Origin of the sequence: Phenylobacterium sp. (assembly GCF_046291545.1) — a bacterium.
Lineage (GTDB): Bacteria > Pseudomonadota > Alphaproteobacteria > Caulobacterales > Caulobacteraceae > Phenylobacterium.
In genome coordinates this window covers 69,689-93,899 of record NZ_JBKBSM010000005.1, presented here as the reverse complement: position 1 = coordinate 93,899, position 24,211 = coordinate 69,689, and the positions used below count along the sequence as shown (strand labels likewise).

General features: G+C 69.1%; 31 protein-coding genes and 1 pseudogene. 17 read left to right on the top strand and 15 right to left on the bottom strand.

Going from position 1 to position 24,211, the window contains the following annotated elements:
- Positions 1-33: 33 nt before the first annotated feature.
- The gene (locus tag ACK4YQ_RS13020; protein ID WP_409611842.1) at positions 34-1,299 is read left to right on the top strand and encodes an aminotransferase class V-fold PLP-dependent enzyme; all 1,266 of its coding nucleotides are present in this window, start codon (positions 34-36) and stop codon (positions 1,297-1,299) included.
- 3 nt (positions 1,300-1,302) lie between these two features.
- Here ACK4YQ_RS13020 and ACK4YQ_RS13015 read toward each other — a convergent pair whose 3' ends face one another.
- The 6 genes from ACK4YQ_RS13015 to ACK4YQ_RS12990 all read right to left on the bottom strand — a co-directional run bounded on the left by ACK4YQ_RS13015 (position 1,303) and on the right by ACK4YQ_RS12990 (position 4,136).
- Positions 1,303-1,701: a hypothetical protein gene (locus ACK4YQ_RS13015; protein ID WP_409611841.1), complete on the bottom strand. Its 399-nt coding sequence runs from the start codon at positions 1,699-1,701 to the stop codon at positions 1,303-1,305.
- Between the two features lie 123 nt (positions 1,702-1,824).
- The gene (locus tag ACK4YQ_RS13010; protein WP_409611840.1) at positions 1,825-2,190 is read right to left on the bottom strand and encodes a VOC family protein; all 366 of its coding nucleotides are present in this window, start codon (positions 2,188-2,190) and stop codon (positions 1,825-1,827) included.
- A 193-nt stretch (positions 2,191-2,383) separates the two neighbouring features.
- Positions 2,384-2,893 carry an arsenate reductase ArsC gene (locus ACK4YQ_RS13005; RefSeq protein WP_409611839.1) on the bottom strand — a complete coding sequence of 170 codons (510 nt, stop codon included), beginning with the start codon at positions 2,891-2,893 and terminating at the stop codon, positions 2,384-2,386.
- A 16-nt stretch (positions 2,894-2,909) separates the two neighbouring features.
- A complete protein-coding gene (locus ACK4YQ_RS13000; protein WP_409611838.1) occupies positions 2,910-3,383 on the bottom strand; it encodes an ArsI/CadI family heavy metal resistance metalloenzyme in 474 nt (157 codons plus the stop codon).
- Positions 3,383-3,733 carry an ArsR/SmtB family transcription factor gene (locus ACK4YQ_RS12995; protein ID WP_409611837.1) on the bottom strand — a complete coding sequence of 117 codons (351 nt, stop codon included), beginning with the start codon at positions 3,731-3,733 and terminating at the stop codon, positions 3,383-3,385. The genes ACK4YQ_RS13000 and ACK4YQ_RS12995 overlap by 1 nt, the downstream gene beginning before the upstream one ends.
- Positions 3,734-3,803: 70 nt before the next feature.
- Complete coding sequence (locus ACK4YQ_RS12990; RefSeq protein WP_409611836.1) at positions 3,804-4,136, bottom strand: c-type cytochrome; 333 nt, start codon at positions 4,134-4,136, stop codon at positions 3,804-3,806.
- A 78-nt stretch (positions 4,137-4,214) separates the two neighbouring features.
- Here ACK4YQ_RS12990 and ACK4YQ_RS12985 point away from each other — a divergent pair, with 78 nt between their 5' ends.
- Entirely contained in the window at positions 4,215-4,448 is a 234-nt protein-coding gene (locus ACK4YQ_RS12985) for a hypothetical protein (RefSeq protein ID WP_409611835.1), read from the top strand.
- Positions 4,445-4,864, top strand: a complete 420-nt coding sequence (locus tag ACK4YQ_RS12980) for a VOC family protein (protein WP_409611834.1) — start codon at positions 4,445-4,447, stop codon at positions 4,862-4,864. Before ACK4YQ_RS12985 ends, ACK4YQ_RS12980 begins: the two co-directional genes overlap by 4 nt.
- Here ACK4YQ_RS12980 and ACK4YQ_RS12975 read toward each other — a convergent pair.
- A complete protein-coding gene (locus tag ACK4YQ_RS12975; protein WP_409611833.1) occupies positions 4,861-5,952 on the bottom strand; it encodes a M14 family metallopeptidase in 1,092 nt (363 codons plus the stop codon). The genes ACK4YQ_RS12980 and ACK4YQ_RS12975 overlap by 4 nt on opposite strands.
- A gap of 91 nt (positions 5,953-6,043) precedes the next feature.
- Between ACK4YQ_RS12975 and ACK4YQ_RS12970 the strand changes: the two genes are divergently transcribed.
- The gene (locus ACK4YQ_RS12970) at positions 6,044-6,784 is read left to right on the top strand and encodes a hypothetical protein (protein ID WP_409611832.1); all 741 of its coding nucleotides are present in this window, start codon (positions 6,044-6,046) and stop codon (positions 6,782-6,784) included.
- On the opposite strand, the gene ACK4YQ_RS12965 is transcribed toward ACK4YQ_RS12970, so the two are convergent.
- Positions 6,781-7,638 (bottom strand): class I SAM-dependent methyltransferase, encoded by an 858-nt coding sequence (locus tag ACK4YQ_RS12965; protein WP_409611831.1) that lies wholly within the window; start codon positions 7,636-7,638, stop codon positions 6,781-6,783. The genes ACK4YQ_RS12970 and ACK4YQ_RS12965 overlap by 4 nt on opposite strands.
- Before the next feature lie 71 nt (positions 7,639-7,709).
- Positions 7,710-8,321, bottom strand: a complete 612-nt coding sequence (locus ACK4YQ_RS12960) for a pyridoxamine 5'-phosphate oxidase family protein (RefSeq protein ID WP_409611830.1) — start codon at positions 8,319-8,321, stop codon at positions 7,710-7,712.
- A gap of 110 nt (positions 8,322-8,431) precedes the next feature.
- On the opposite strand from ACK4YQ_RS12960, the gene ACK4YQ_RS12955 reads away from it, so the two are divergent.
- From ACK4YQ_RS12955 to ACK4YQ_RS12945, 3 genes are all read left to right on the top strand, one after another.
- On the top strand, positions 8,432-9,307 hold the full coding sequence (locus ACK4YQ_RS12955) for a LysR substrate-binding domain-containing protein (RefSeq protein WP_409611829.1): 876 nt from the start codon (positions 8,432-8,434) through the stop codon (positions 9,305-9,307).
- Between the two features lie 219 nt (positions 9,308-9,526).
- Positions 9,527-10,036 carry a Spy/CpxP family protein refolding chaperone gene (locus ACK4YQ_RS12950; RefSeq protein ID WP_409611828.1) on the top strand — a complete coding sequence of 170 codons (510 nt, stop codon included), beginning with the start codon at positions 9,527-9,529 and terminating at the stop codon, positions 10,034-10,036.
- A 200-nt stretch (positions 10,037-10,236) separates the two neighbouring features.
- Positions 10,237-10,563, top strand: a complete 327-nt coding sequence (locus tag ACK4YQ_RS12945) for a hypothetical protein (protein ID WP_409611827.1) — start codon at positions 10,237-10,239, stop codon at positions 10,561-10,563.
- A gap of 6 nt (positions 10,564-10,569) precedes the next feature.
- On the opposite strand, the gene ACK4YQ_RS12940 is transcribed toward ACK4YQ_RS12945, so the two are convergent.
- Complete coding sequence (locus ACK4YQ_RS12940) at positions 10,570-10,953, bottom strand: DUF488 domain-containing protein (protein WP_409611826.1); 384 nt, start codon at positions 10,951-10,953, stop codon at positions 10,570-10,572.
- A 17-nt stretch (positions 10,954-10,970) separates the two neighbouring features.
- Positions 10,971-11,630: a RadC family protein gene (gene radC / locus ACK4YQ_RS12935; RefSeq protein WP_409611992.1), complete on the bottom strand. Its 660-nt coding sequence runs from the start codon at positions 11,628-11,630 to the stop codon at positions 10,971-10,973.
- 161 nt (positions 11,631-11,791) lie between these two features.
- On the opposite strand from radC, the gene ACK4YQ_RS12930 reads away from it, so the two are divergent.
- Positions 11,792-12,352, top strand: a complete 561-nt coding sequence (locus ACK4YQ_RS12930) for a DUF1697 domain-containing protein (protein WP_409611825.1) — start codon at positions 11,792-11,794, stop codon at positions 12,350-12,352.
- Here ACK4YQ_RS12930 and map read toward each other — a convergent pair.
- Positions 12,339-13,163, bottom strand: a complete 825-nt coding sequence (gene map / locus ACK4YQ_RS12925) for a type I methionyl aminopeptidase (protein WP_409611824.1) — start codon at positions 13,161-13,163, stop codon at positions 12,339-12,341. The genes ACK4YQ_RS12930 and map overlap by 14 nt on opposite strands.
- 203 nt (positions 13,164-13,366) lie before the next feature.
- On the opposite strand from map, the gene ACK4YQ_RS12920 reads away from it, so the two are divergent.
- Positions 13,367-14,065: an alternative oxidase gene (locus ACK4YQ_RS12920; protein ID WP_409611823.1), complete on the top strand. Its 699-nt coding sequence runs from the start codon at positions 13,367-13,369 to the stop codon at positions 14,063-14,065.
- 65 nt (positions 14,066-14,130) lie between these two features.
- Here ACK4YQ_RS12920 and ACK4YQ_RS12915 read toward each other — a convergent pair whose 3' ends face one another.
- Complete coding sequence (locus ACK4YQ_RS12915; protein WP_409611822.1) at positions 14,131-14,583, bottom strand: group III truncated hemoglobin; 453 nt, start codon at positions 14,581-14,583, stop codon at positions 14,131-14,133.
- A gap of 70 nt (positions 14,584-14,653) precedes the next feature.
- Positions 14,654-14,956: pseudogene (locus ACK4YQ_RS12910) on the bottom strand (DNA/RNA nuclease SfsA); the annotation flags it as partial.
- 39 nt (positions 14,957-14,995) lie between these two features.
- Here ACK4YQ_RS12910 and ACK4YQ_RS12905 point away from each other — a divergent pair.
- The 4 genes from ACK4YQ_RS12905 (at position 14,996) to ACK4YQ_RS12890 (ending at position 19,405) form a co-directional block, all read left to right on the top strand.
- Positions 14,996-15,592: a recombinase family protein gene (locus tag ACK4YQ_RS12905; protein ID WP_409611821.1), complete on the top strand. Its 597-nt coding sequence runs from the start codon at positions 14,996-14,998 to the stop codon at positions 15,590-15,592.
- Between the two features lie 910 nt (positions 15,593-16,502).
- Positions 16,503-17,078 (top strand): recombinase family protein, encoded by a 576-nt coding sequence (locus tag ACK4YQ_RS12900; RefSeq protein WP_409611820.1) that lies wholly within the window; start codon positions 16,503-16,505, stop codon positions 17,076-17,078.
- 207 nt (positions 17,079-17,285) lie between these two features.
- Positions 17,286-18,338 (top strand): DNA cytosine methyltransferase, encoded by a 1,053-nt coding sequence (locus tag ACK4YQ_RS12895; protein ID WP_409611819.1) that lies wholly within the window; start codon positions 17,286-17,288, stop codon positions 18,336-18,338.
- Positions 18,338-19,405, top strand: a complete 1,068-nt coding sequence (locus ACK4YQ_RS12890) for a hypothetical protein (RefSeq protein WP_409611818.1) — start codon at positions 18,338-18,340, stop codon at positions 19,403-19,405. The genes ACK4YQ_RS12895 and ACK4YQ_RS12890 overlap by 1 nt, the downstream gene beginning before the upstream one ends.
- Before the next feature lies 1 nt (position 19,406).
- On the opposite strand, the gene sfsA is transcribed toward ACK4YQ_RS12890, so the two are convergent.
- Entirely contained in the window at positions 19,407-20,162 is a 756-nt protein-coding gene (gene sfsA / locus ACK4YQ_RS12885) for a DNA/RNA nuclease SfsA (RefSeq protein ID WP_409611991.1), read from the bottom strand.
- 55 nt (positions 20,163-20,217) lie between these two features.
- On the opposite strand from sfsA, the gene ACK4YQ_RS12880 reads away from it, so the two are divergent.
- The 4 genes from ACK4YQ_RS12880 to ACK4YQ_RS12865 all read left to right on the top strand — a co-directional run bounded on the left by ACK4YQ_RS12880 (position 20,218) and on the right by ACK4YQ_RS12865 (position 24,206).
- Entirely contained in the window at positions 20,218-20,979 is a 762-nt protein-coding gene (locus ACK4YQ_RS12880) for a competence/damage-inducible protein A (protein ID WP_409611817.1), read from the top strand.
- A 145-nt stretch (positions 20,980-21,124) separates the two neighbouring features.
- Complete coding sequence (locus ACK4YQ_RS12875; protein WP_409611816.1) at positions 21,125-22,426, top strand: glycosyltransferase family 4 protein; 1,302 nt, start codon at positions 21,125-21,127, stop codon at positions 22,424-22,426.
- Positions 22,420-23,148, top strand: coding sequence for a class I SAM-dependent methyltransferase (locus ACK4YQ_RS12870; protein ID WP_409611815.1), 729 nt, complete (start codon positions 22,420-22,422; stop codon positions 23,146-23,148). The genes ACK4YQ_RS12875 and ACK4YQ_RS12870 overlap by 7 nt, the downstream gene beginning before the upstream one ends.
- Positions 23,145-24,206 (top strand): hypothetical protein, encoded by a 1,062-nt coding sequence (locus ACK4YQ_RS12865; protein ID WP_409611814.1) that lies wholly within the window; start codon positions 23,145-23,147, stop codon positions 24,204-24,206. The genes ACK4YQ_RS12870 and ACK4YQ_RS12865 overlap by 4 nt, the downstream gene beginning before the upstream one ends.
- Positions 24,207-24,211 lie beyond the last annotated feature (5 nt).

Below are 24,211 nucleotides of genomic sequence, written 5' to 3'. Positions count from 1 at the left end.
GGTTCGCCAGCGCGTGTTTCGACAGGTCCTTCGATGAGCTCCCCCACCCGACGCGCCGTCATGGCCGGCGCGGCCGTGGCGCCCGCAGCCGCCGCCTTCCCCCCGCCCCCCACGCGCGACTGGGCCGCCCTGGCGCGGGACGAGGCGCACTGGGCGAGGGTGGCCGCGCTCTATGACCCCCCGCCGGCAGGGGTGGTGCAGCTTGAGAACGGCCAGTTCGGCGCCATGGCGCGATCCACGCGCGCGGCATACGAACTGGCAACCGCCCGCGTGAACCGCGAGACTACGCTCTACACCCGCGGGCCGGTGGCGGCCGACCTGGCGGCGGTTCGCGCCCGGGCGGCGGCCCTGCTGGGCGTGGCGGTGGACGAGATTGTCTTCACCCGCGGCGCCACCGAGTCGCTGCAGGCCCTGATCGGCGGCTACAACCGCCTGAAAGCCGGCGATGCGGTGCTCTACGCCGACCTCGACTACGACGCCATGCAGGCGGCGATGGAGTGGCTGAAAGCCCGGCGCGGCGTGCGGGTGGTGAAGATCGACCTGCCGGAGCCTGCGACCCGCGAGGCGTTGATCGAGACCTACGACGCCGCGCTCAAGGCCAACCCCGACGTGCGGATGATGCTGCTGACCCACCTCAGCCACCGCACCGGCCTCATCCCGCCGGTGGCCGAGATCGCCGCCCTGGCGCGGTCGCGGGACGTCGACGTCATCCTCGACGGCGGCCATGCCCTGGGCCAGGCGGAGTTCCGCATGGCGGACCTGGGCGTGCCCTTCGCCGGCCTGAACCTGCACAAATGGATCGGCTCGCCCCTGGGCGTGGGGCTGATCTACATCGCCAAGGACCGCATCGCCGACATAGACGTGTCGATGTCGGAGGCGCCGAGCCCGCGGATCGAGGCGAGGGTCCACACCGGCACGGTGAACTATGCGGCGGTGCTGGCGACGGCCCAGGCGATCGAGGCGCACGAGGCGATCGGCATTTCGGCCAAGGCCCATCGCCTGCGCTATCTGCGCGACCTGTGGGCCGAGGCGATCCGCGGCCATCCGGACTACGAGGTCCTGACGCCCCCCGATCCGGCGATGCACGCGGGCCTGACCTCGTTCCGCTTGAAGGGCCGCACCAGCGCAGCCGAGAACCGCGCCTTGCGCGAGCTGCTGTTCGACCGGTTCCGGATCTTCACGATCGAGCGGTTCGGCGTGGCCAGGGGCGCCTGCGTGCGGGTGACGCCCGGGTTCGTGAACACGGCGGCGGACATGGAAAGGCTGGTGGCCGCCCTGAAGGCGCTGCCCGGTCTCTGACGCCTATTTCGCGGCGGCGGGGCGGATCGTCAGATAGCCGCGCTCGACCATGCGGCGCATGGCTTCGTAGGCGGCGGTCAGCTCTTCGTAGGCGCCGCGCAGGCGGGCGAGCTTGGCGGCCTGTTCGGCGCTGATCGCGGGGGTCGCCTCGCTGACGGCCAGGGCCTCGGCCACCCACACCGCGCGCGCATGCGCCGCGGCCACCGCCAGGCGCTGGAACTTGCCGGGATCGGTGTGGCCGATGACGGCGCCGATCACCTCCTTGTTGGAGGCGTAGGCGGTGTAGTCGATCTGTTCGAGAAGGCCGCGCAGGCGCCGTTGAGCCTGGGGATCGATGTCAGCCTCGGGCTCGAAGTGATCAAGCGCGACGCGCCTGAAGTTGGACGTCCGCGTCGTGGACATGCCGGCCTCCCACGCGCTGCCTTTGCGGAAGACGCGCATATGGAGACTAGGGCGTCAGGCTTAATGCATGATTTCCGGGCCGGCGGGGCCGCGCCAGGCCCTGCGGCCCGGCGCGGCGGGCGGTCAGCCCATCTTGAAGACGCAGAGCTTGTTGCCGTCCAGGTCGCGGAAATAGGCGCCGTAGAAGTTCGGCATGCGCTCGCCGGGCGGGCCTTCGCAGGAGCCGCCGTTGGCCAGGGCGGTCTTGTGCACCTCGTCGACGAGATCGCGCGAGGCGGCGGCCAGGGCGATCATCGCGCCGTTGCCGGGGGACGCGGGCTGTTCGTCGTAGGGGCGGCAGACGGCGAGCATGGCGCCGGCCGGGGAGCTGTAGCCCTGCATCCGGTCCGAGCCGAAGGCGCGCTGGCCGCCCAGGGGCGAGAGCACGGTGTCGTAGAAGGCCTTGGCCTTTTCCAGGTCGTTAGAGCCGATCGTGGCGTAGCCGATCATGAGGTTCCTCGAGGATGGTCTTGGCGGGGCGAAGCGCCGCCGCGGCGCGACCCTAGACGAGGCCGAGGCTTCGGTGGAAGAGGCTCGATCCGGACTGGCGAGGGACGCCGATCCGGTGAGCCGGCAGGCCGCGCGCAGAGCCGGGCGGCCGTCCCGTGCGCGTCGGCGGCGAGACGGCGACCGGCCCCGCGGTTCAGGCGCCGGCCAGGGTGTCGGCGCCGCGCCCGATTTCGTCCATCCGCCGCTTGAGGGCCATGCGGTCGAGGCTGGCCATCGGCAGGTTGGTGAAGGCGATCAGGCGGTTGTTGAGCATGCGGTATGTGTCGGCGAAGGCCGCCGCCACCTCGGCCGGCGAGCCGTCCACCGCCGCCGGGTCGGGCAGGCCCCAGTGGGCGGTGACCGGCTGTCCGGGCCAGATCGGGCAGACCTCGCCTGCGGCGTTGTCGCAGACGGTGATGACGAAGTGCAGCTCCGGCGCCCCGGGGCCGGAAAACTCGTCCCAGGACTTGGAGCGCAGCCCCTCCACCGGATGGCCCAGCTTGGCGAGCAGGGCCAGGGCATTGGGGTTCACCTCGCCCCGCGGGAAGGAGCCTGCGGAGAAGGCCGTGAAGCGCCCCGCTCCCATCTTGTTGAGGATCGCCTCGGCGAGGATCGAGCGGGCCGAGTTGCCCGTGCAGAGGAAGAGGACGTTGTAGCGCGTCACGGCCAGGTCTCCGAGGTCAGCAGCAGGCGGTCTTGGGCGCCGGGGCGCCGCAGCAGGCGGTGTTGGCGGCCATCGTCGGCGCGCCCGAGGCCGTGTGCGCCACGTCCTCCGGGCCTTCGCCATAGGTCACGGCCTCGCCGAAGGTGTAGAACGTCTCCCATCGCACGCCGGAGGGGTCGGTGACCCAGGCCTTGTCGGACTTGGCGTAGCAGCAGGTCGTGGCCTCCTGGTCGAGGGTGGTTTCGCCCGCGGCCTTCAGACGGCCGGCCAGATCGTGGAGCTCCTCGGCGGTGTCGACCTGGACGCCGACGTGGTCCACGCCGGCCAAGCCGCCGCGGGCCGAGATGGCGAAGTTCACCCGCGGATCATCGAGCATCCACTTGGCGTAGTCGTCCTTGGTGACGGTCGGCTCGGCGCCGAAGAGGGTGGAGTAGAAGCCGATCGACTTGTCCAGGTCGGCTACGGACACGTGCAGGTGCAGGCGCTTCATCAGGCGGGCTCCGTTTGGGGGGATGCGCAGGCGAGCTGGCGGGCGAGGGGGGCGCAAACCTCCGGGCGGCCCTGGCAGCAGTCCTGCATGAGAAAACCGATCAGCCCGCCGATCCGCTCGTAGTCGGCGGAGTAGATGATCGACCGGGCTTCCCGCCGTGAGTGGACGAGGCCCGCACGGGCCAGGATGGCCAGCTGCGTCGACATGGTGTTGGCGGGAGTGTCGAGCGCGCGCGCGACCTCGCCCGCCGGCAGGCCTTCGGGTCCGGCCTGGACGAGCAGTCGGAACACCGCCAGGCGGCCGGGGTGGGCCAGGGCGGAAAGTCCTTCGATGGCGGCTTCGGTTTCCATGATTCTAAGATAATGGAAATATGGAATCGATCAAGCCCTGCCTCGCCAGACCTGGCGCGGGCAGGTCGGCTCAGTGCGCCGGCTGGCCGTTCAGGTAGGCGACCAGGTCTTCGATCTCGTCGGAATGGACGACGGTGGCCGGCATTTGCGTGTGACCCGTCTCGGCGATCTCGGCGAGACGGCGCTGCAGGGTGAGCTCGGTGAAGCGTCCGGCGAAGGTCGGGAAGGGCGGCGCGGGCGGCTGCGGGCTGGGCTGGCCCGGCTCGAGGGCGTGGCAGGCGCTGCACACCCGCTGCGCCAGCTCGCGACCGCGCTGGGCCGAGGGCGCGGGCGGTTCGGAGGCCCCGGCGGCGGACGCGGCTGAAATCAGGACGAGGGCCGACAGGAGGCGAAGCGGGCGCATGGTGATTCCCCGTGGTCAGGCGGCCAGCATAGCGCGCCGGGCTGCTTGCGCGCCTGTGCGACGTGCTATTAGGGACCCATGAGACACGACGAGGCGCCCGAGGTCGTCGACCTCGACCGATACAAGGCCGCTCACGCGCAGGCCCAGGCCCAGAAGAAAGCGCGCGAGGAGGCCCAGGCCAAGCTGGCCCGCCGGGCGCGGCGGATGAATTCGGGCCAGTCGCTGCTGGGCTCGCGCCCGAAGGCCGGCCTGATCCCGGCCGCGGTGTTGCTGGGTGCGGCCGCGCTCGTTCTGCTGCCGAGATTCCTGTGACCGCCGCGCCCGGCTTTCGCCTGAAGGGGCTCGACCATGTCGTGCTGCGGGTCGAGGACGCCCAGGCCGTGATCGGCTTCTACACGCAGGTGGTCGGCTGCACCCTGGAGCGCGTGCAGGCGGAGATCGGCCTCTACCAATTGCGAGCCGGGTCTGCGCTGATCGACGTGATCCCGGTCGACGGCGCGCTCGGCCGGCGCGGCGGCGCGGCGGCGGGCGCCGAAGGCCGGAACATGGACCACTTCGCCCTGGGCGTGGCTCCGTTCGACGAGGCGGCGATCCGCGCGCACTTGGCGGCTCACGGGGTGGACGTCCTCGAGGCCGGCCCCCGGTACGGCGCCGAAGGCGAGGGGCCTTCGATCTACATCCGCGATCCGGCGGGGAACGTGGTGGAGCTGAAGGGGCCGCCCGCCTAGAGCCCCGCGGCCAGGCCGGCCAGCGCCTGGCGCGTGACCAGCAGGGACTGGCCGGCGACCATGCCCTTCCAGTCCGGCCGGTCGCCGTAGAACGCATCGCGGATCTGAGCCTTGATGGCCGCGGCGTCGGGGCCGGTGGGATCGCCGTGGGCGTGCAGCCAGTTGTCGGCCCGCAGGGCGTAGAGCACCCGGGCCGGGGAGACCGTGCCGTACTCCATGGCGATGCCGGTGACGTCGGCGTGGGAGAGGAGCTCCGGCGCCGCCGCCAGCCCGTCGCCGGACAGCTCTGCCGAGGCGGAGTTCCCGTCCGACACGGACGCCAGCGCCGAGCCGTACCAGCGCGCGGCGCGCTCGTACCGGGGGTGGCCGGCGCTTTCGAGGATGATCTGTTCGGCGAAGCCCCAGGGGCCAAGGCCGGTGTGATAGTCGATGACGCCGATGCGCGATGCCTGGCCGAGATAGGTTTCGTAGATCGCCGTCTGGGTGCGCCGCGCCCAGGTCGGGCCCGCGCCGCCGTAGTAGATCCCCTTGGGATCGCCGTACTGGCCGCTGCTGGCGGCGGCGGCCAAGGCCTTCTGCCCGTGTTCGGCCAGATAGGCGCCGATCACCTTGGCGGTGGCGGCCCGGCTCTCTTCGGTCCATTCGGCCGGGCCGAACGCCTCGCGCAGGGCCTCATAGCCGGGGTTCGCGGGCAGCGGCGGGGCGTCGAAGTCGATCCAGTTTCGGTTGAGGTCGACGTTCTCCTCAGTGACGCGGCGCAGCCAGGCGAAGCCGTAGGGATTGACGGCGTGGACCAGCAGGACCGCCACGCCGCCGGGCAGGCGCTGGGCCTCGCCCCGGGCGAGCCAGTCCACCTGGGCGCCAGAGCCGCAGAACCCCTCCACCCCGTGGGTGCCTGAGATCATCACCAGCACCGCCTCGGCGTCACTTGGGCCGACCCAGGCGACGTCGGTGGACAGGGCCTCGCCGCGGGGGCCGCGGTTCGGGTTGGTGATCCGCTCCAGCCGCGCCCCGGCCGTTTGCGCCGCCGCTACGAACTTGTCGCGGGCTTCGGAATAGTCGGCGCTGAAGCTGGCGGCTGCGTCCATCGGAGGGCTCCTGGTCTGGCGGCCGCCGATGGAGCCTCGAAGCGGCCGGCGGCGCAACCCCCTTGCCCGCAGGTGGAGCGAGGCGTTCACTATGGCGGACGAAGGCTGGGAGGCGGCGATGGCGAAATCTCAGGCGCTTGGACTTGCCCTGGCCGGTGCTGGCGCGGGCGTCCTGCTGGCCGGCGCGGCGTGGGCGGCCGGTGCGGGCGAGGACATGGACTGGCTGGCGATCTGCGCCAGGTGCATCACCCCCACCATCCAGTCGAAATCCGGCGTCGGCACCGCCAATGCGACCGCGACCGCCCGGGTGACTCGGGCCGACGCCGAAGCCTGGTGCGCCAACTGGCAGCCTGGCGACCGCGGCTGCGTGGCGGCCCAGCTCGCCAGCGACGAAGCCAAGACGCTGTACCGGGCCAGCGCCGATTGCACCCGCGGCCGGATCACCCCCGTCGACGGCCAGACCTACACCCTCGCCGGCGTATGGGACGACAGCGACATCGGCGGCGGGCGCACCCGCTGGCGCGACGCCTCCGGCCGCATCGTTGGCCGCGACAACGCCTCCGGCGGGCTCGGCATCTCCCAGCAATGGGAGGTGCTCTGTCCCGGGCCGCTGAAGGTCTCCGCCCCGCCTCCCAGCGCCGCCGCGGCGCCGGCGGGCGCGGTCTACGCTGTGGGCCAGTCGGTCCAGGCGCTCTACATGGGCGGCTGGGTGCCGGCCCGCGTCACCCGGATCTATCCGGCGCGGGCGGGCGGGCAGGTGGAGTACGACGTGGCCCTGGCCAACGGAAAGCGCGGCATCGTCCCGGCGCGGATGCTGCGGCCCGCGCCCTAGGCCCGGCGCGCGCTCACGATCCAGGTGGCCGACGGCTGCATGACGCCGCGATCGGTGACGAAGGGCTTCAGCGCCTGGCGAACCGCGTCCGTCACCGAGTCCTTCAGGTGCGGCTGCTCGCGCAGAACCGCCCCCAGGGGACCGACCCGCAGGGAAAGGCCGACGCTGGTCTCCAGGTCGTTGCCGCCGATCTGCTGGTCGTGCGGCGCGATATCGATGTCGCCGAAGCCTGCGCCCATGAGGATCGTGCGCAGGCGGTCGGCGTCGGCGAAGGCGAAGGGGCCGGGCGCGTGCGGGTCGGCCGGCGGGGGCGGCGGCGAGGGGATCAACGGCAGGGCGGCCGTGAACGGCGTGGTCATCCACGGGTTCTCCTGAAGGCTGCGCCAGCAGACGAAGGCCAGGCGCCCTCCGGGCACGAGCGCCGAGGCGATGTTGTGGAAGGCCGCCCGCGGATCCTCGAAGAACATCACCCCGAAACGTGAAAAGGCCGCGTCGAGCTTTCGCGCGGGGAATGGGTGGGTCTGGGCGTCCGCCTCGAGGAAGGTGACGCGCTCGCTCACGCCCGCCTCGGCCGCCCGTCGGCGGGCGATTTCGAGCATCGGCGCGGAGATGTCCGCCGCCAGCACCGAGCCGGTCTCGCCGACGCGCTCGGCGAGTTCCAGGGTGGTCTGTCCGCAGCCGCAGCCGATGTCCAGGATGCGCTCGCCGGGGCTGGGGTCCAGCGCGGCCATCGCGGCCAGGCCCAGCGGCTCGATCTGCCGGTCGAGCTTGTCCTGCATCGCGGCCCAGGTCTGGCCGGCCTGGGCGTTCCAATAGGCGATCTGATCGGCGTTGGCGGCGGACTGGACGGTCATGAAGGCGGATTCCGGCGGTGAAGGGGGCTTCCAATCTGGCCGGACCCGGCGGCGATGACCAGGGGACTTGCTCACCACATCGTGCGGCGCGCCCGCTCGGGCCATTCGCGGTCGTAGTCCGGACCGCCGACCCGGCCGCGGCTGATTGCGGCCAGGATCTCCCCCGGCGTCGGCAGGCCGGACGGATCGACGTGGCGGGCCGGGTTCCAGAGGTCGGATCGCACGATGGCCCGGGCGCACTGAAAAAAGACCGCTTCGGTGGTCAGAACGACTGCGGAGCGGGGCGCCTGGCCCTCCACCGCGAAGGAGGCCAGCAGCGCCTCGTCCACCGCGACCTTGGCGCGCCCGTTCACCCGCAGGCAGTTGCCCGAACCGGGAATCAGGAAGAGCAGGGCGCAGCGCGGGTCACGCACGATGTTGCGCAGGCTGTCGGCCCGGTTGTTGCCGCGCCGATCGGGCAGGATCAGGGTCCGAGGGTCGGCCACCCGCACGACCGGCCCGGCGTCGCCCCGCGGCGAACAATCGAGGCCTTCGGGGCCGACCGTGGCCAGTGCGACGAACGGCGAGGCCTCGATCATCGCGCGGTAGTGATCCTTGACGTGGTCGAGCTCCTTCACCGTGGAGGCGGCGTTCGGCGGCGGATACAGCGCCTCGAGCTCCTCAAGCGTCTCGATGGCGCGCATATCTCGCCTCCGTTCCGATGGTTCACAGTCGAGGCGAGGTTGCCTCGCCCCTGCGGGCTTGAACAGGGAGTAGACTTCCGCCATTCGTGAGGAATACTCACGGATGACCGATGCGTGACCTGCCGCCGCTGTCGACTCTGAAGGCCTTCGATGCGGTTGCGCGGCTGGGCTCGGTCACCCGCGCGGCCGACGAGCTCGGGCGAACCCACGGGGCGGTCAGCAAGCAGCTTCGGGCCCTGCAGGACCACCTGGGCGCGCCGCTGTTCGACAGGGCCGGGACCGGGCTGGAGCTCAACGCCCGCGGCCGAGCCCTGGCGGCGGCCGTGGCCGAAGCGCTCGATGGCCTCGCCCGCGGCTATGGCGCGATCCTGGCCGAGACGCGTGCGCCGGCTGTGCACGTGGCCTGCAGCGCGACCTTCGCCATGCGCTGGCTCGCGCCGCGGCTGCCCGCCTTCGCCCGCGCCCATCCCGAGGTGCGGGTGCGCCTGTCGATGACGTCGGCGCGCGACATGCGCGGGGAGGACGCCGATGTCCTGATCGCCTGGGACCTCACCACCTATCCCGCCGCCGATCGGGCCCGCGCGGTGCGCCTGGCGGACGTGAGCTTCGGCCCTGTAGCGGCCCCGGGGTGCCGGCTGGAGCGCGACGGCGCGGTGGTGCGCGCAGACTGCCGGATCGTTCACGACTTCACCTCCACCGCCTGGGACGACTGGCAGGCGCGCACGGGGCTGACCGTGGTGGCGGGCGAGGAGCGCTCGTTTCCCCACACCCACCTTTGCCTGGAGGTGGCGCTGGCGGGACTGGGCGTGGCGCTCGTCGAGCGGCGTATGGCGGCCCAGGAGCTGGCTGACGGCCGCCTGCAGGCGCCGTTCGGCTTCGTCCCCTTCGAGGGCGGGCTGATGGCCGTTCCTGCGGCGCGGGGGCTCTCGCGCGGGGCGCAGGCGTTCGTCGACTGGCTGGGCGGCGAGTTGTCCGCCTCGGTCTGAACCGCGTCCTTCCTTTCCATCCGGCGCCAAAGCCGTCGGCGCGGGTCGGCTGACGGGCCCCGGTCCGGCCGGGACGACCCGCTCGGCGCCAGAGCGGATGGCATGTAACAAGCTCGTCGGAATCCTGCGTTTTCGCGTCGCCGGCCGTTTCGCCGTCGAAATATAGGGGCAAATCGCCCTGGAGAGGTTCGAGCCAACAAGAACGCTCGGAGTCTCTCAATGCCTCGTTCCGTCACGATCTGGAGCGGCGTGGTCCTGGCCGCCGCATGCGCCTCGGCCGTGGTGGCCGCAGAGCCTATGGGCCGCGGCCCGGGTGCGCCCCCGCCCCCGGGCGCCGGGGCTGAGCCGCCGGACATGCCGGCCCCGCCCTCTGCGGAGGAGCGCGCCGCCAAGCTGAAGGCGATCCTGCAGCTCTCCGCCAGCCAGGACGCCGCCGTGGCCGAGTTCGTCTCCGCCACCGCCCCGCCCGACCCGGAAGACCTGCCCCTGGCGGACCGTCAGGCGCTGGAGCAGATGACCACGCCGCAGCGGCTTGACCAGATGGCCAAGATGCAGGCCGAGGCCGGGGCTCGGATCGCCAGGGCCGCGGACGCCACGCGCGCCTTCTACGCCGCGCTGACGCCCAGCCAGAAGGCGGCGTTCGACGCCCTGCCGCCGCCGGCGGTGATGGGCTTCGCCGGCCCTGCGGGTCATCCGGCGCCCATGCGCCGGCTGATGATCCGTCCCTAGGGCCAAGGCCCACCAGGATCGGGCGTCGCGTCCACCGCCCCGGACCCAGACGGGGGCGCGGCGCGGCGTCCGGCGCCATCCCGGCCGCAAGTGTCGCAGGGCGGCCGGGATGGCGCGATCTTCCCCACGCGCCGAGCGGCGCGGCTGGACCGCCAGCGCTCCCGGCGCCATCCTCGCGCCCTCCGGTCCCCGAGCGCCACATGCCCCACGACCCGCATCTGGCCGATCTCATGCGCGATGTCGCGGCGCGCCGCCGGGGCATGGTCGAGAGGAGCATGTTCGGCAGCCGGTGCTGGCTGTTGAACGGCAATCTGGTCTGCGGTGCGGAGGTGGGCCGCTTCCTCTTCCGGGTCGGCAAGGCGCAGGAGGCGGCGGCCCTTTCGCGGCCGGGCGCCGAGGCGGTGGTGCTCAGCGGCCGGCGTATGGGCGGGTTCGTCTGGGTCGAGGCGGACGCCTGTCTGGATGGAGGCCTGGAAAGCTGGATCGATCTGGCGGCGGCCTTCGCCGGCGCCCTGCCGCCGAAATAGACCGGTCTAGTCGAGCCGCCCCGTCATCCAGTCGCGCAGCGCCGCGGCGTTGTTCCGGACTTCCGACCTGGCCGCGTAGAGCAGCGTCAGCGGCCCGGCGCGGGCGAGATCCACAAGCTCCTCCGCCGCCGCGCGCGCCTCGCCGCCTTCGAGTTCCGCCGCATAGGCGCGGACGAACGCCTCCCAGCTCGCGGGGGCGTCCGGATAGGCCGGGTCGGCATGCACCCGCCTGCGCAGCTCGTCGCTGGGGGCGGCGGCCTTGGCCCAGCGCTCGATGCGCCCGCTCTCGCGCGAGACGCCTCGCGGCCAGAGCCGGTCGACCAGCACCCGCAGGCCGTCCTCGTCGGCCGGCGGCTCGTAGACACGCTTGATGTGGATGGGGCCCGCCATCGCGCGACTCCTTGCGTCTACATCAGTCCGAGGGATCTGAAGCTGGCCACCCCGTCGCGCCCCACCACCAGATGATCGTGGACGCTGATGCGCAGGGTGCGGCCAGCCTCCACGATCTGTCGGGTCGTGTCGACGTCGGCGGACGAGGGGGTCGGATCTCCGGAGGGATGGTTGTGCACCAGGATCAGCGCGCTGGCCGAAAGCTCCAGGGCCCGGCGCATCACCTCGCGCGGATAGACCGGCGCATGGTCCACCGTGCCGTGGTTCATCACCTCGTCGGCGATGAGCTGGTTCTTCCTGTCGAGGAAAAGGACCCGGAACTGTTCGCGCGGCTCATGGGCGATGGCCGCCTTCACATAGGCCAGGAGCTGGGACCACGAGGTGATGACGGTGCGCTTCTTCACCTGTTCGCGTCCGACCCGCAGCATCGCCTCGTGGACGAGCTTGAGGTCCAGGGCCACGGCTTCGCCCACGCCCTTCACCGACGTCAGTTCGGCGATCGGGGCGCCCAGCACCCCGCCTACCGATCCGAACCGCGCCAGCAGCGCCTTGGCCAGCGGCTTGACGTCGCCCCGCGGGATCGACCGGAACAGCAGAAGCTCGACCAGCTCGTAGTCGGGCAGGGCGGCGAGGCCGCCGGCGCCCGCCCGCTCGCGCAGGCGTTCGCGGTGCCCCAGGTGGTGCGGGCGGGGCTCAGGCGCCTTGCGCCGGGCCTGCGCGCCCCAGAGCGCCGAAAGGTCCGAAACTTCGCCGACGTCCGCCACGCCCTTGCCTCGCGCGATCTCCAGATGGCATAGATGTTCCCCATGTGTTCCGAGTTGGCAAGGCGAAATCCGGGATGAGCGCGCGCATCGCCCTGTTCAGGGCCGTCAATGTCGGCGGGGGAAACCGTGTGGCCATGACCGCGCTGAAGGCCCTCTTCGACGACCTGGGCCTCGGTCCCGCGACGACCCTGCAGGCGGCCGGCAGCGTCGTCTTCCACGGCGAGGGCGAGGCGGGCGATCTGGAGACGCGGTTGGAGGCCGAGGCCGCCGCGCGGCTCGGCCTCGCCAGCGCCGTCTTCGTGCGCGGCGCCGAGGAATGGTCGCAGATCATCGCTGCGAACCCCTTCGACGAGGTCGCGCGGGACGCGCCGAGCCGGCTGATGGTCACGCCCCTCAAGGCGGCTGCCGATCCGGCGGGACCAGCGGCCCTGGAAGCGGCGGGCCGGGACGGCGAACGGGTCGCCGCCGTCGGCCGCTGCGCCTATCTCTACTATCCGGGCGGGGCGGGGACCTCGAAGCTGACGCCCCGCCTGATCGAGCAGAAGCTCGGCTCGCCGGGCACGGCCCGCAACTGGAACACCACCCTCAAGCTGATGCAGATGCTGGAGACTCAGGCCCGGCTCAGCCGGCGATGATCGGCGGCTTGTAGAGGCCGGCGGGCGACAGGGTGAAGATCTCCGCGCCCGTCGCGGTCACGCCGATCGAGTGCTCGCACTGGGCGGACAGCGACTTGTCCCGGGTCACCGCCGTCCAGCCGTCGGAGAGCACCTTCACGGCGTATTTGCCCAGGTTCACCATCGGCTCGATGGTGAAGAACATCCCTTCGCGCAGGACCTCGCCCGTTCCCTTCTGGCCGAAGTGGAGGATGTTGGGCGCGTCGTGGAACACCCGGCCCAGCCCGTGGCCGCAGAAGTCGCGGACCACCGAGCAGCGCTGGCTCTCCACATAGGACTGGATGGCCTGGCCGATGTCGCCGGTGGTGGCGCCCGGCCTGACGGCCGCGATCCCGCGCTCCAGCGCCTCGTAGGTCACGTCGATCAGCCGGCGCGCGCGCGGCGCCACCGCACCCACGCCGTACATGCGCGAGGTGTCCCCGTGCCAGCCGTCCAGGATGACCGTGACGTCGATGTTCGCGATGTCGCCTTCGCGCAGCACCCGCTCGCCCGGAATGCCGTGGCAGACGATGTGGTTCGGCGAGATGCAGACCGTCTTGGTGTAGCCGCGATAGCCCAGGCAGGCCGGCAGCGCCCCGTGGTCGAGGATGAACTCGCGGGCCAGGCGGTCGAGTTCGTCGGTGACGACGCCCGGGACCACGTGCGGGGTCAGCATGTCGAGGCATGCGGCGGCCAGCCTGCCGGCCTTGCGCATGCCTTCGAAATCCTCCGGCCCGTGGATCTTGATGCGGCCTTGCCGGCTCTCGGATTCCAGCGTCAGGGCGTCGTTCATGTCGGCTCCAGACCCGCCCATGTGCCCGGGCGGGACGATGTGTCGGCTCCTATGTCGCAATCCTAGCACGGAACTTCAACGGTGCGCCCGCGGCGCTGGGGTGCGGCGTTCTGGCTTAAGGGGCGTTCCCTAGGTGGACGTTCGGAATTTTCCGGCCGCGGCCTGGGGGCTAATCCCCTCTCCAGTCACTCCTGGAGTTTCCAATGTCCGCCGCCAAAGCCCCCCTCGTCGACCTCAGCGTCCATCATCGGCCCAAGGGCGGGTCCGACCGCTTCGCCCTGGGCGTGACGAAGTTCCTGCGGCTGTTCGCCGACACCTTTTTCGCAAAGCGCTACGGCCACCGCGCCGTCGTGCTGGAGACAGTCGCGGCGGTGCCCGGCATGGTGGGCGCGACCCTGAACCACCTGAAGTGCTTGCGCCGGATGCAGGACGATCGCGGCTGGATCCGCACGCTGATGGACGAGGCCGAGAATGAGCGCATGCACCTGATGACCTTCATCGAAGTCTGCAAGCCGACGGCCTTCGAGCGATTCATGGTGATCGCGGCGCAATGGCTGTTCTACATCTTCTTCTTCGGCCTCTACGTCCTGGCTCCGAAGACGGCGCACAGACTGGTCGGCTACTTCGAGGAAGAGGCCGTGATCAGCTACACCCATTACTTGGCCGAAATCGACGAAGGGCGGTCCGAAAACGTGCCCGCGCCTCAGATCGCCATCCGCTACTGGAACCTGCCCCCGGAGGCGACCCTGCGCGACGTGGTTCTGGTGGTGCGCGCCGACGAAGCCCATCACCGCGACGTCAACCACGGGTTCGCCAACGACCTGGTCGGCCTGCCGGTGGGCGACATCGCTCCTTGCCCGCCGCACAACGAGCTGGCTCCCAACTGGAAGAAGGCGGCCTGAATCTCGGACACGCAGACAACGATGCGGCGGCCCTGGGGACCGGGGCCGCCGTTTCGCATGCGGCTTCAGCGCCGCCTGCTGGCCGCCCGCTCGATCGCCGGCGGCAATTCGTTGCGGTTCACCGCGATGCCGAGCTGCAGCGACTGGGCGATCATTTCGGCCCGGGCGCAGAACAGGTCCGCCGCCGGGGCGGGGCAGAGCTCGCGGACGGTTGTCTCGAACAGATGCAGCCAGCGGGCGAAGTGGTTCTTGCGGATGTCGGGCAAGGCGGCGTGCGCCTGCATCGGCGAGCCCTTGAAGCGGCCGGTCATCAGCAGCACCGAGGACCAGAAGTCGCACAGCTTCGAAAGGTGGGCGTCCCAGTCGTCGATCGCCGCCTCGAAGATCGGCCCCAGCACGCCGTCGCGGCGCACACGCCCATAGAAGGCGCGAACCACCTCGCCGATCATCGCCTCGTCGACCCCCACCGCCGTTCCCGGCGCCAGGGCCCGGCGGCGGGCCTCGATGTTTGAATTCACGCGTCGCGCTCCGGCTACAGGATTCGTTTCATAACCTAGCGCCGCACTCGGTTTCTCGGATTGACCGAGATCATGCCGCCAGGGCGATCCGCCGGGCGAGACGTACGCCCGTGATCGCCACGTCGCAGGCGTAGACCAGGACCTCGACGCCCGCCTCCGCGGCCTCGCCAAGGCCCAGGGCGAAGGCGGGGTCCAGCTCCTTGCAGGCCGAGAAGCGGTCGCAGTCGACCCGCTGCACCACGAACAGCGCAACGGCCCTGTCACCGGCGGCGACCATCGCCGCGAGCTCGCGCAGATGCCGCGTCGAGCGCGCCGCCACGCAATCAGGGAACTCGGCGAGGCCCGGCGTGCGCATCAGGTGGACGTTCTTCAATTAGCCGCGCATTTACACCGCCCCTGTAGAGGGTGACCGATGGCGATTGCCTATTCGTATGCGAGATTTTCGAGCCGGGCTCAGGCGGAAGGCGACACGTTGCGTCGTCAGCTATCCGCTGCCTTCGCGTACGCTGACGAGAACGGGCTGACTCTCGACACCACGCTTCAGGACCACGGCGTGTCCGCCTACACCGGTGCCAACCGTGCCAAGGGCGCACTCAAGAGCTTCATTGATCGGGTCGAGAGCGGGGAGATAGAACGCGGCAGTTATCTGCTGATCGACTCCATGGATCGTCTCAGCCGTCAGGACGTGACGCAGGCGACCCACCAGCTACTTGGCATCGCGCTCGCGGGCATCACCGTCGTCACTCTCAACGATGGTCGGAAGTTCGACCGCTACGCGGAAGGGAAGGGCGATGTGCTGTCGTCCAAGATCACCGCTCTCACTGCCGAACGTGACGACATATCTGGCGCACATGCGTCGGTCGCACGCCGCCGCTCAAGCGGTGATCGACGACATCTTTGCTGGCTCGGCTGGCGATCCCGTCGAGTTGGCGCGACTTCGCAGCCTTCGGTTCTGAGGTGCCGTCTGGATGCGACTTTGGGAGATCACCGGCTCGGGCGCCGCCGCTGAAGTGTGGAAGCAGAATCAGCGGTCTGCGGATGCCCTTCGGACGCTTCGCTCCAAGCAGGAGAAGGCGGCGGACGCAAAGTCTTCCGCTCGCTCACTGCCTCCCGGTCAGGAACGCTCTCGTCGCCTAAAGGCTGCGGATCGGAAGGAGGCCGAGGCCCGGCGCGTCTATGGCGACACCCTCAGCAAAGCGAACGACCGAGCCCGAGACGCATTGGCGAAACGCCCTTGAGGGCTCGGTTCCAAAGCTAAATTCGATCAACGATTTACCATGGAACGATATTCCAAAGTTTTCATCCTCTGGCGCCACCAAGTGACCAAATCTGCGACGCTTGAAGGTGTGGCCATTACAGTCCCGACAGGCGTAGAGGAGCAAACGTCCTTAAGTTCTCCCGCACCTGCCGACTGCGGGGTCACTTCAAACCATGGGGTAGTTTGGGTTCCACTATCGCGAACTGCATATCCGGCTTCGTCTTTTACTTGCACGAAGACCGTTCGATACCGCTCAATCGAGCAATCATACTCGTTTCGCACCGTCCAATAGACACCCCTATCGGGAAGCGGGTCCGCGCAAATGATATATATCCACGCAAGGCGGGTTGTTCCGCTCGCTCGGATCGTGCCGCGATCCAAGACCCGCACCTGCTCCAAATTCCCGCCCACAACAACGTAGGGCTCAGCCGACGCGGCAATGGGGATCGCAATCGCCGCGATGGCTGCGACAAAAAATGACTTCAAACGCATACTCACCACCCCACGGCTCGACGGCTCCATAGCACAGCTTAGGCCGCAATGAACTGGCGTGCCGAGCCGTCGCCAAGCTCTCACTGACCATGGTCTCACGCGACACCGGCAATCTGTCTCACATGACCCATGACTTGACTTTTGAGACAATCCGTCTCACAAAGTCTTTATGTCCACTGAGAATACACATTCCGGCGCCGTGATTGGATACGGACGCACATCGACCGCCGATCAGCACGCGGGTCTTGATGACCAGATTGCGGAACTGAAGGCGGCGGGCTGCACCCGCATTTTCTCCGAACAGGTTTCGAGCGTTGACGCGGCCCGCCCGCAGCTTCAGGCCGCGCTTCAGTTCCTCCGTGACGGCGATGAGTTCGTCTGCACAAAGCCCGACAGGCTTGCGCGCAGCACGACCGAACTGCTCCGCATCGTCGAGGAATTGACGCAGCGCGGTGTCCGGGTTCGGCTGCTGTCGATGAACATCGACACGAACAGCGCGACCGGGAAGCTGTTGCTCACGCTCATGGGCGCCGTGGCTTCCTTCGAGCGCGAGATCATGCTGGAACGCCAGCGTGCCGGGATCGCCAAGGCGAAGGCCGAGGGCAAGTTCAAGGGCCGGGCGCCGACCGCCCGCGCCAAGGCCGCCGAGGTTCACCGTCTGGTCGCGGCGGGCTGCAAGCCTGCGGAGATCATGAAGCTCACCAACATCAGCCGGGCGAGCTTCTACCGAATTGCGAAGGCGTGATGGCCGATTGCTCGCCGGTATGAGGTGGGCGTGACGTTTCTCATATGTTCTATTTTGGTGTACGCATTCGAGCCTCACCCAAATGACGATTCTGGTTCGCCGGGTGAGGCACTGCCAGTGGGTGACTGGTGAATGCTGATTGCCGCGCCGGTACGGTTAGCCCGACAATCACCGCGCGATGCGAATCGGCGGGCAGGACGACGGTATATGCAGGCACTTGATCTCTTTTCTGGTCCCGGCGGCCTGACGCTGGGGATGAAGGCGGCGGGGTTTCATCCCGTTGCCAGCGTCGAGAAAAACAAGGACGCGGTTGCGACCTATGCAGCCCACACCGGAGACACCGAGCACTTCTGCTCTGATGTTCGCGCCATAGATTTCGCACGCTATCGCGGCAAGGTGGACATCGTGTTTGGTGGGCCGCCTTGTCAGCCGTTCTCTACAGGTGGCCTCCGGCGCGGCACGGGCGACGCGCGCAACATGTTTCCCGAGTTCATTCGTGCGCTGCGAGAGGCGCGACCCGCCGGGTTCTTAGCGGAGAATGTTCCGGGCCTCGCGATGAGTAAGCGGCTCGATTACCTCGCCGAATTGATCAACACGTTTGAGGCAGAGGGATACAACGTCTCGTGGAAGGTCGTCGCTGCGGCGGACTATGGCGTTCCGCAGAAGCGTAAGAGACTCATCATCGTTGGTATGCGGGAAGACCGCTTCTGGTTTCCGCGCCCCACGCACGGACCGGAGGCTGACCAGCCTCACGTTGCTTCGGGGACCATCATCTCCAAAGACAAGCCTTTGGGTGAGCCGCCCGAGTGCCCGGTGATCTACGCGAAATTTCCCGACCCGCGTCGCAGTCCCTACGCGGGGCACGTCTACAACGGCGGCGGACGGCCCATTGACCTAAGCGGTCCCTGTCACACGCTTCTCGCATCCGCTGGTGGATACAAGACGCATTGGGTGGATACGTTAGACATCGCCCCAGAGTACACAGCGCACCTGATGGAGGGCGGAACGCCTCGTGATGGTATCGTGCCCGGTGCTCGGCGCCTTACCCTTGAGGAATCGGCCCTCATCCAGACCTTCCCTGCGGGCATGTGGTTCGCCGGTTCTCGCTCGTCGCAATACACCCAGATAGGCGATGCGGTTCCGCCTCTTTTGGCGCGGGTGCTCGGCGAGTCACTGCGCGCCCAGATGGAAGGGAAGGGCGCGAATTCGGCAACGCATGTGGAGCCGAGTGGGCGGCTTCCATTGTTTGAAGCTGCCTGATGGCGCGCAATACGCTCGTTGAGATCACTGTCGATCAAATCCTGACGTGGATCGACAAATTCATTGAGGGCGAGAAGCTCTCCGCACTGCCGAGCGCGGGGGCGAGGGCGGCTGTCGATGCTCAGCTAACCCATTCGTCGAACAGCGTGCGCTTAGCGTCGCTATTCCTCATGTTCTATTCGACGGTTGATGAGAATTGGGATTGCAACAGCATCCCGACCGGCATCCGAGGTCAGTACGGCGACAAGAGGCTGGCGACCGAATTAGGTCTGAGAAACATCACCTTGCACAACGCCATCACGGCGTTCGGCGAGAACCTCGGCTGGAAGGGCAACGTCACCGCCGCGCGCCTGAAGGGCGACAGTCGGTTCGGAGCGTTCGCAACCGCGCTCTCTACTATGCCGAAGCAGGACCGTCAGAGGGCTGCTGAATATATGGCGGCAAGGTTCGCGGAGAGCAGGAAGATCGTGGCGCCGCTGCCACCTGTGGGCGACGATGTTCTGACCTACGCCAGAGCGCGAGCGTTGTTCTATTCGCTCGTCGCCATCCCATCGGAAGGGAACATCCAACAGTTCCTTGTTGCGGCCCTGCTATCGGAACATCGTGCGAGGCACGGTCTCGAAATCCGCACGCATCATGTCCATGCGTCTGACAAGTTTGACACGACTGCTGGTGACATTGAGGAATTTCGCGACGGCGAACTTGTGCGCGCATACGAGGTCACCGTCCGCCCCGATTGGAAAAACCGGGTGGGTGATTTCAAGAAGAAAATGGATGGGGTGGGGCTCAGCAAATACACCATCATCGCTTCTAACGTCCGAGATGACGACGACTTGGCCGCTCCCGCCGAGATGATCAAATTCCTCCTGCCTTACGAGCGAGACATCGCCGTGGTGGACATTCACGAGTTCCTCGATGTGTTCGCAATGGAACTCACGGCGAGCGAGCTACGGCAGGCGGTCAATCAAACCTACTCGTACCTGACCACTCCGAGCCTGTGTGGACGGGCTGACATCATCGAGCGTTTCTCGTCATCGGTTTCTGGATGGCTGGATGACGTGAGTTAGGTCAACTAATTCGGTTCGACAGTTTAATGCCACCTGCGCTGATCTCACAGCCATAGACGTAAAGCTCAACGCCATTGGCAGTGACCCTTTCGAGGGCTGCGGCGAAAGTCGGATCGCAGTCCGCTGCGGCTTTGAAGCGGCTGCAATCAGTACGCTGGACCACGAACAAGACGACGGCGCGGTCACCCTCGCGAACCATTTGCTCAAGTTCGCCAAGGTGCTTTGTAGACCTTGCGGCCACGCAATCGGGAAACTCTGCGAGTCCCGGTGTCCGCATTAAATGGCAGTTTTTTACCTCCAACCACACCTTGTGATCGGGCTTCAGGCGCGCGTTGTAAAAAGGCTGGACATTGTTGATCTCGAGCCAGCAGGCCGGCCGGTCCTCGCCCTGCAGCAGGAAGTCGACGCGGCTGGCCTCGCCGTACTTCACCTCGCGGCGCACGTGGGCGTAGCCGGAAAGCTCGGGGATCGCGTCCGCCGCCAGGGCCTCGGCGACCAGGCGGTTGGGGTGCATGGTGTTGACGCCGACGAGGCCGCCGTCCGCCTCCACCAGCTCCAGGGTATAGGCCAGCTTGCGCTTCGGATCGGGGGATTTCGACAGCCAGACGCCGAGCCCGGGCGCGTTCAGCCCCAGCATCGCGCCGGGATTGGGGCAGTGCGCGGTCAGCTCGGTCCCGTCGTCCAGCACCACGTCGGCGAGGAAGCGCTTGTAGCGCCGAACGAGACGGCCGCGCACGAGCGGTTGCGGGAAGTCCATGGAGCGGGTTAGTCCGATGAAGGAAAGCTCGACGATGTAGGGAAGGCCGGCGCGGATGGATAGGGCGGAAGGTGCGGTCACGGCCGCGGTGCTGATCATCGGCGACGAGATCCTCTCGGGCCGCACCCAGGACACCAACCTGCGCGACATCGCCCGCTATCTCGGGGCGCACGGGATCGACCTGTGCGAGGCGCGCACCGTGCCCGACGTGCACGAGGAGATCGTGGCGGCGCTGAACGCCCTGCGCACCCGCTACGACTATGTCATCACCACCGGCGGCATTGGGCCTACGCACGACGACATCACCGCCGACGCCGTGGCCGCCGCCTTCGGCGTCGAGCTTCACGAGCACCCCGACATCCTGGCCATGATGACGGCCCGCTGGGGCGACGAACTGAACGCGGCGCGCCGGCGCATGGCGCGGGTGCCGGACGGCGGTGAGCTGGTGAACAATCCGGTGCAGGGCCCGCCGGGCTTCACCATCGGCAATGTCTTCGTGCTGGCCGGGGTGCCGCAGATCATGCGCGGCATGCTGCAGGATGTGGGTCCCCGGCTGAAGGGCGGCGCGGTGGTGGTGGCGCGCACGGTGCGGGTCGAAGGGTCGGGCGAAGGGGCGATCGCCGCCCCGCTGGAGGCCGTGGCCAAGGCCCACCCGGCCATGTCCCTGGGCAGCTACCCCTTCTATGAAGCCGGCGGGTACGGCTCCAACCTGGTGCTGCGCGGCCGCGACCCGGACGAGGTCGAGGCCACCGTGCACGAACTGATCGCCGCCCTCCAGGCGGCCGGGATCGCCAACATCACGCGGGTCGAAGGCTGAGGCCGAAACCGGCGCACCTGGATTTTGGCGTTGGGAGCGCCATTTTATTTCGTCTATGCCGTGCGGCGACACAGACGTGCAAAGCAGGGCTGAGAGTTTGGGCGCGCACCTTGGCCGCGCCAGGGATCACGTTAAAGGTCGGCGAATGCTGGACGCCCGCGTAAGAGACGACCCGCGCCCGCAGGCGCCAAAGGCTCGCGCCCCGGAGGCGCCGCTGCGCATCGCCTTCCTGTCCTATCGCTCCGATCCCAAGGTCGGCGGGCAGGGAGTCTACCTGTCCCAGGCCGCCGACGCCCTGGCCAGGCGCGGACACAAGGTGGACGTGCTGTCCGGCCCCCCCTACCCGGAACTCTCGCACCGCGTCCGCCTGGTGAAGATCCCGTCGCTGGACCTCTACGCCCAGCCGCACAACGGCCACCGCGCCCTGCGCTGGCGCCATCTCCTGAGCTGGGCCGACACCGGCGAGTACCTGGCGCACCTGTCGGGCAAGTTCATGGAGCCGTGGAGCTTCGGCCGCCGCGCCGCCCGCTGGCTGAAGGCGCACCGCGGCGACTACGACGTGGTGCTGGACAACCAGTCCCTGTCCAGCGGACTCCTGGCCATCGAGCGTGCGGGCCTTCCGGTGGTCGAGGTGATCCACCATCCGATCCGGCGGGACCTGGAGCTGGCGCTGAAGGCCGAGCCGCGCTGGGGCATGCGCCTGCTGTCGCGGCGCTGGTACGGCTTCCTGAAGATGCAGGAGAAGGTCGCGCCCCGGCTGAAGGACGTGATCGTCGTCTCCGAGGCCAGCGGCCGCGACGTCGCCGAATGCCTGAAGGTCGGCGCGGCGGCGATGAACGTCATCCCGCTGGGCGTCGACCAGGAGGTGTTCAAGCCGCAGCCGGACATCCGCCGCCGCAGCAACCGGCTCCTGACCACGGCCAGCGCCGACGTGCCGCTCAAGGGCCTGGCGGTGCTGATCCAGGCCTATGCGCGGCTCCTGATCCAGCGGCCGGACCTGGAGCTGGTGGTGATCGGCAGGCTGCGCGAGGGGCCGACACGGGACCTCTTGCGCGTGCTGGACCTGACCGATCGGGTGCAGTTCGTCAGCGGCCTGACCCGCCAGCAGGTGGTGGAGGAATACGCCAAGGCGACGATCTGCGTGACGCCCTCCCTCTACGAGGGGTTCGGCCTGCCGGCGGCGGAAGCCATGAGCTGCGGGGCGCCGGTGGTGGCGACCGACGGCGGCGCCCTGCCCGAGGTGGTGGGGGACGGCGGCGTGATCGTCCGCCGCGGCGACGTGGACGCCCTGGCCGACGCCATCGCCCAGCTCCTGGCGGACCCGGCCAAGCGGGCGGCGCTCAGCGAGGCGGGCCGCCGCCGTGCGCGCCAGGCCTTCAACTGGGACCGCGCCGCCGAGGCCTATGAGGCGGTGCTGCGCCGGGCGGTCGCACGGTCCGCATGCTGACCGCGCGTCTGGAGCGCCTGGGGCTGAAGCCCGGGGACTGGGTGCTGGACCTCGGCTGCGGCGAAGGCCGCCACTGCCACGGCGTCCATCTGCTGGGCGGGGTGAACGTCGTGGGTCTGGACATGGACGAGCCCTCGCTGGCCAAGGCCCGCGCGGGCCTGTCGGTTCTGGGCGAGGGCGGCGGGGCCACCAGCTTCATGAAGGGCGACGCCTACCGCCTGCCGTTCGCCGACGCCACCTTCGAGGCGGTGATCTGCTCGGAGGTGCTGGAGCATCTGGCGGACTACCCCGCCGTGCTGGCGGAGATCCGCCGGGTGCTGAAGCCGGGCGGGCGGTTCACGCCCACGGTGCCCCGCGCCTGGCCCGAACGCATCTGCTGGCGCCTGGCCGACGGCCCGGGAGGCTACGCCGACCAGCCGGGCGGTCACGTGCGGATCTTCGACGAGGCCGGACTGGAGGGCGAGATTCGCCGCCTCGGCTTCAGTTATCACGGCAAGCACTACGCCCACGCGCTGCACGCGCCGTACTGGTGGCTCAAGTGCGCGTTCTGGCGCCGCCGGGACGATCATCCGCTGGTCAGGCTCTATCATCGCCTGCTGGTCTGGGACCTCATGAAGCGCCCCTGGTTGACGCGCGCCCTCGAGGCGGTCTGCGATCCGTTCATGGGCAAGAGCGTGGCGTTCTACTTCGAGAAGACGGAAGCCGGGCGGGCCGCGGCGTGAGCTTCGTCCTTCAGCGCCACGGCCGATCCGCGACGCTCAAGTCGCTCAGGGGCGCCGCCGAAGTGATGCTCTGCGCCCAGACCCCGGGCGGCGCGATCCCGTGGTTCGAGGGCGGCCCCTGGGACCCGTGGAACCATGCCGAGTGCCTGATGGCGCTCGCCGCCATGGGCGAGGACGAGGCGGTCGAGCGTGGCTTCAATCATCTCAGCGAGGCCCAGCTGCCCGACGGATCCTGGCTCGGCGAATACGGCAACGCCTTGCCCATGGCCGACCGCCTGCGCCTGTCGCGGGAGCCGGCGCCCGCCTTCAGGGACACCAACTTCGCGGCCTATCCGGCCACGGCGCTCTGGCACCATGTGCGGCTGACCGGCGATGCGTCCGTGGCCCGCCGTCACTGGCCGATGGTGCGAGCGGCGATCGACTTCGTGCTCGGCCTGCAGCATCCGGCGGGAGACGTCTCCTGGTCGGCGGAAGGCCACGGCACGGGCGTGGACGACGCGCTGCTCGCCGGCAACAGCTCCATCTACAAGAGCCTGGACTGCGCCCTGAAGCTCGCCGACCTGGTCGGCGATCCTCAGCCCGGGTGGGAGGCAGCCCAGCGGCGCCTGCGCCGCGCGATCCTTTGCGAACCCGAGCGCTTCGGCCGCGCCCGCAGCGGCGGCTCGGCCTTCGCCATGGACTGGTACTATCCCATGCTGGGCGGCGTCTTCTCCCCGGCCGCAGGCCTGGCGCGGCTGGAGACGCGCTGGCGGGTGTTCGTGAAACCCGGCCTCGGCTGCCGCTGCGTGGACGACCAGCCCTGGGTGACGGTGGCCGAAAGCTGCGAGCTCGCCATGGCCCTGAGCGCCCTCGGCTCCCACCGCGCCGCCGCGACCATGCTCGACTGGCAGTTCGCCCATCGGGGCGCGGACGGCGCTTTCTGGATGGGCTACCAGTTCGAGGAGCAGATCTTCTGGCCCGAGGAGCGGCCGACCTGGACCCAGGCGGCCGCCATCCTGGCCTTCGACGCGGTCAACCAGGTCACGCCCGCCTTCGACGTCCTGACCACGTCCGACTGACCGCG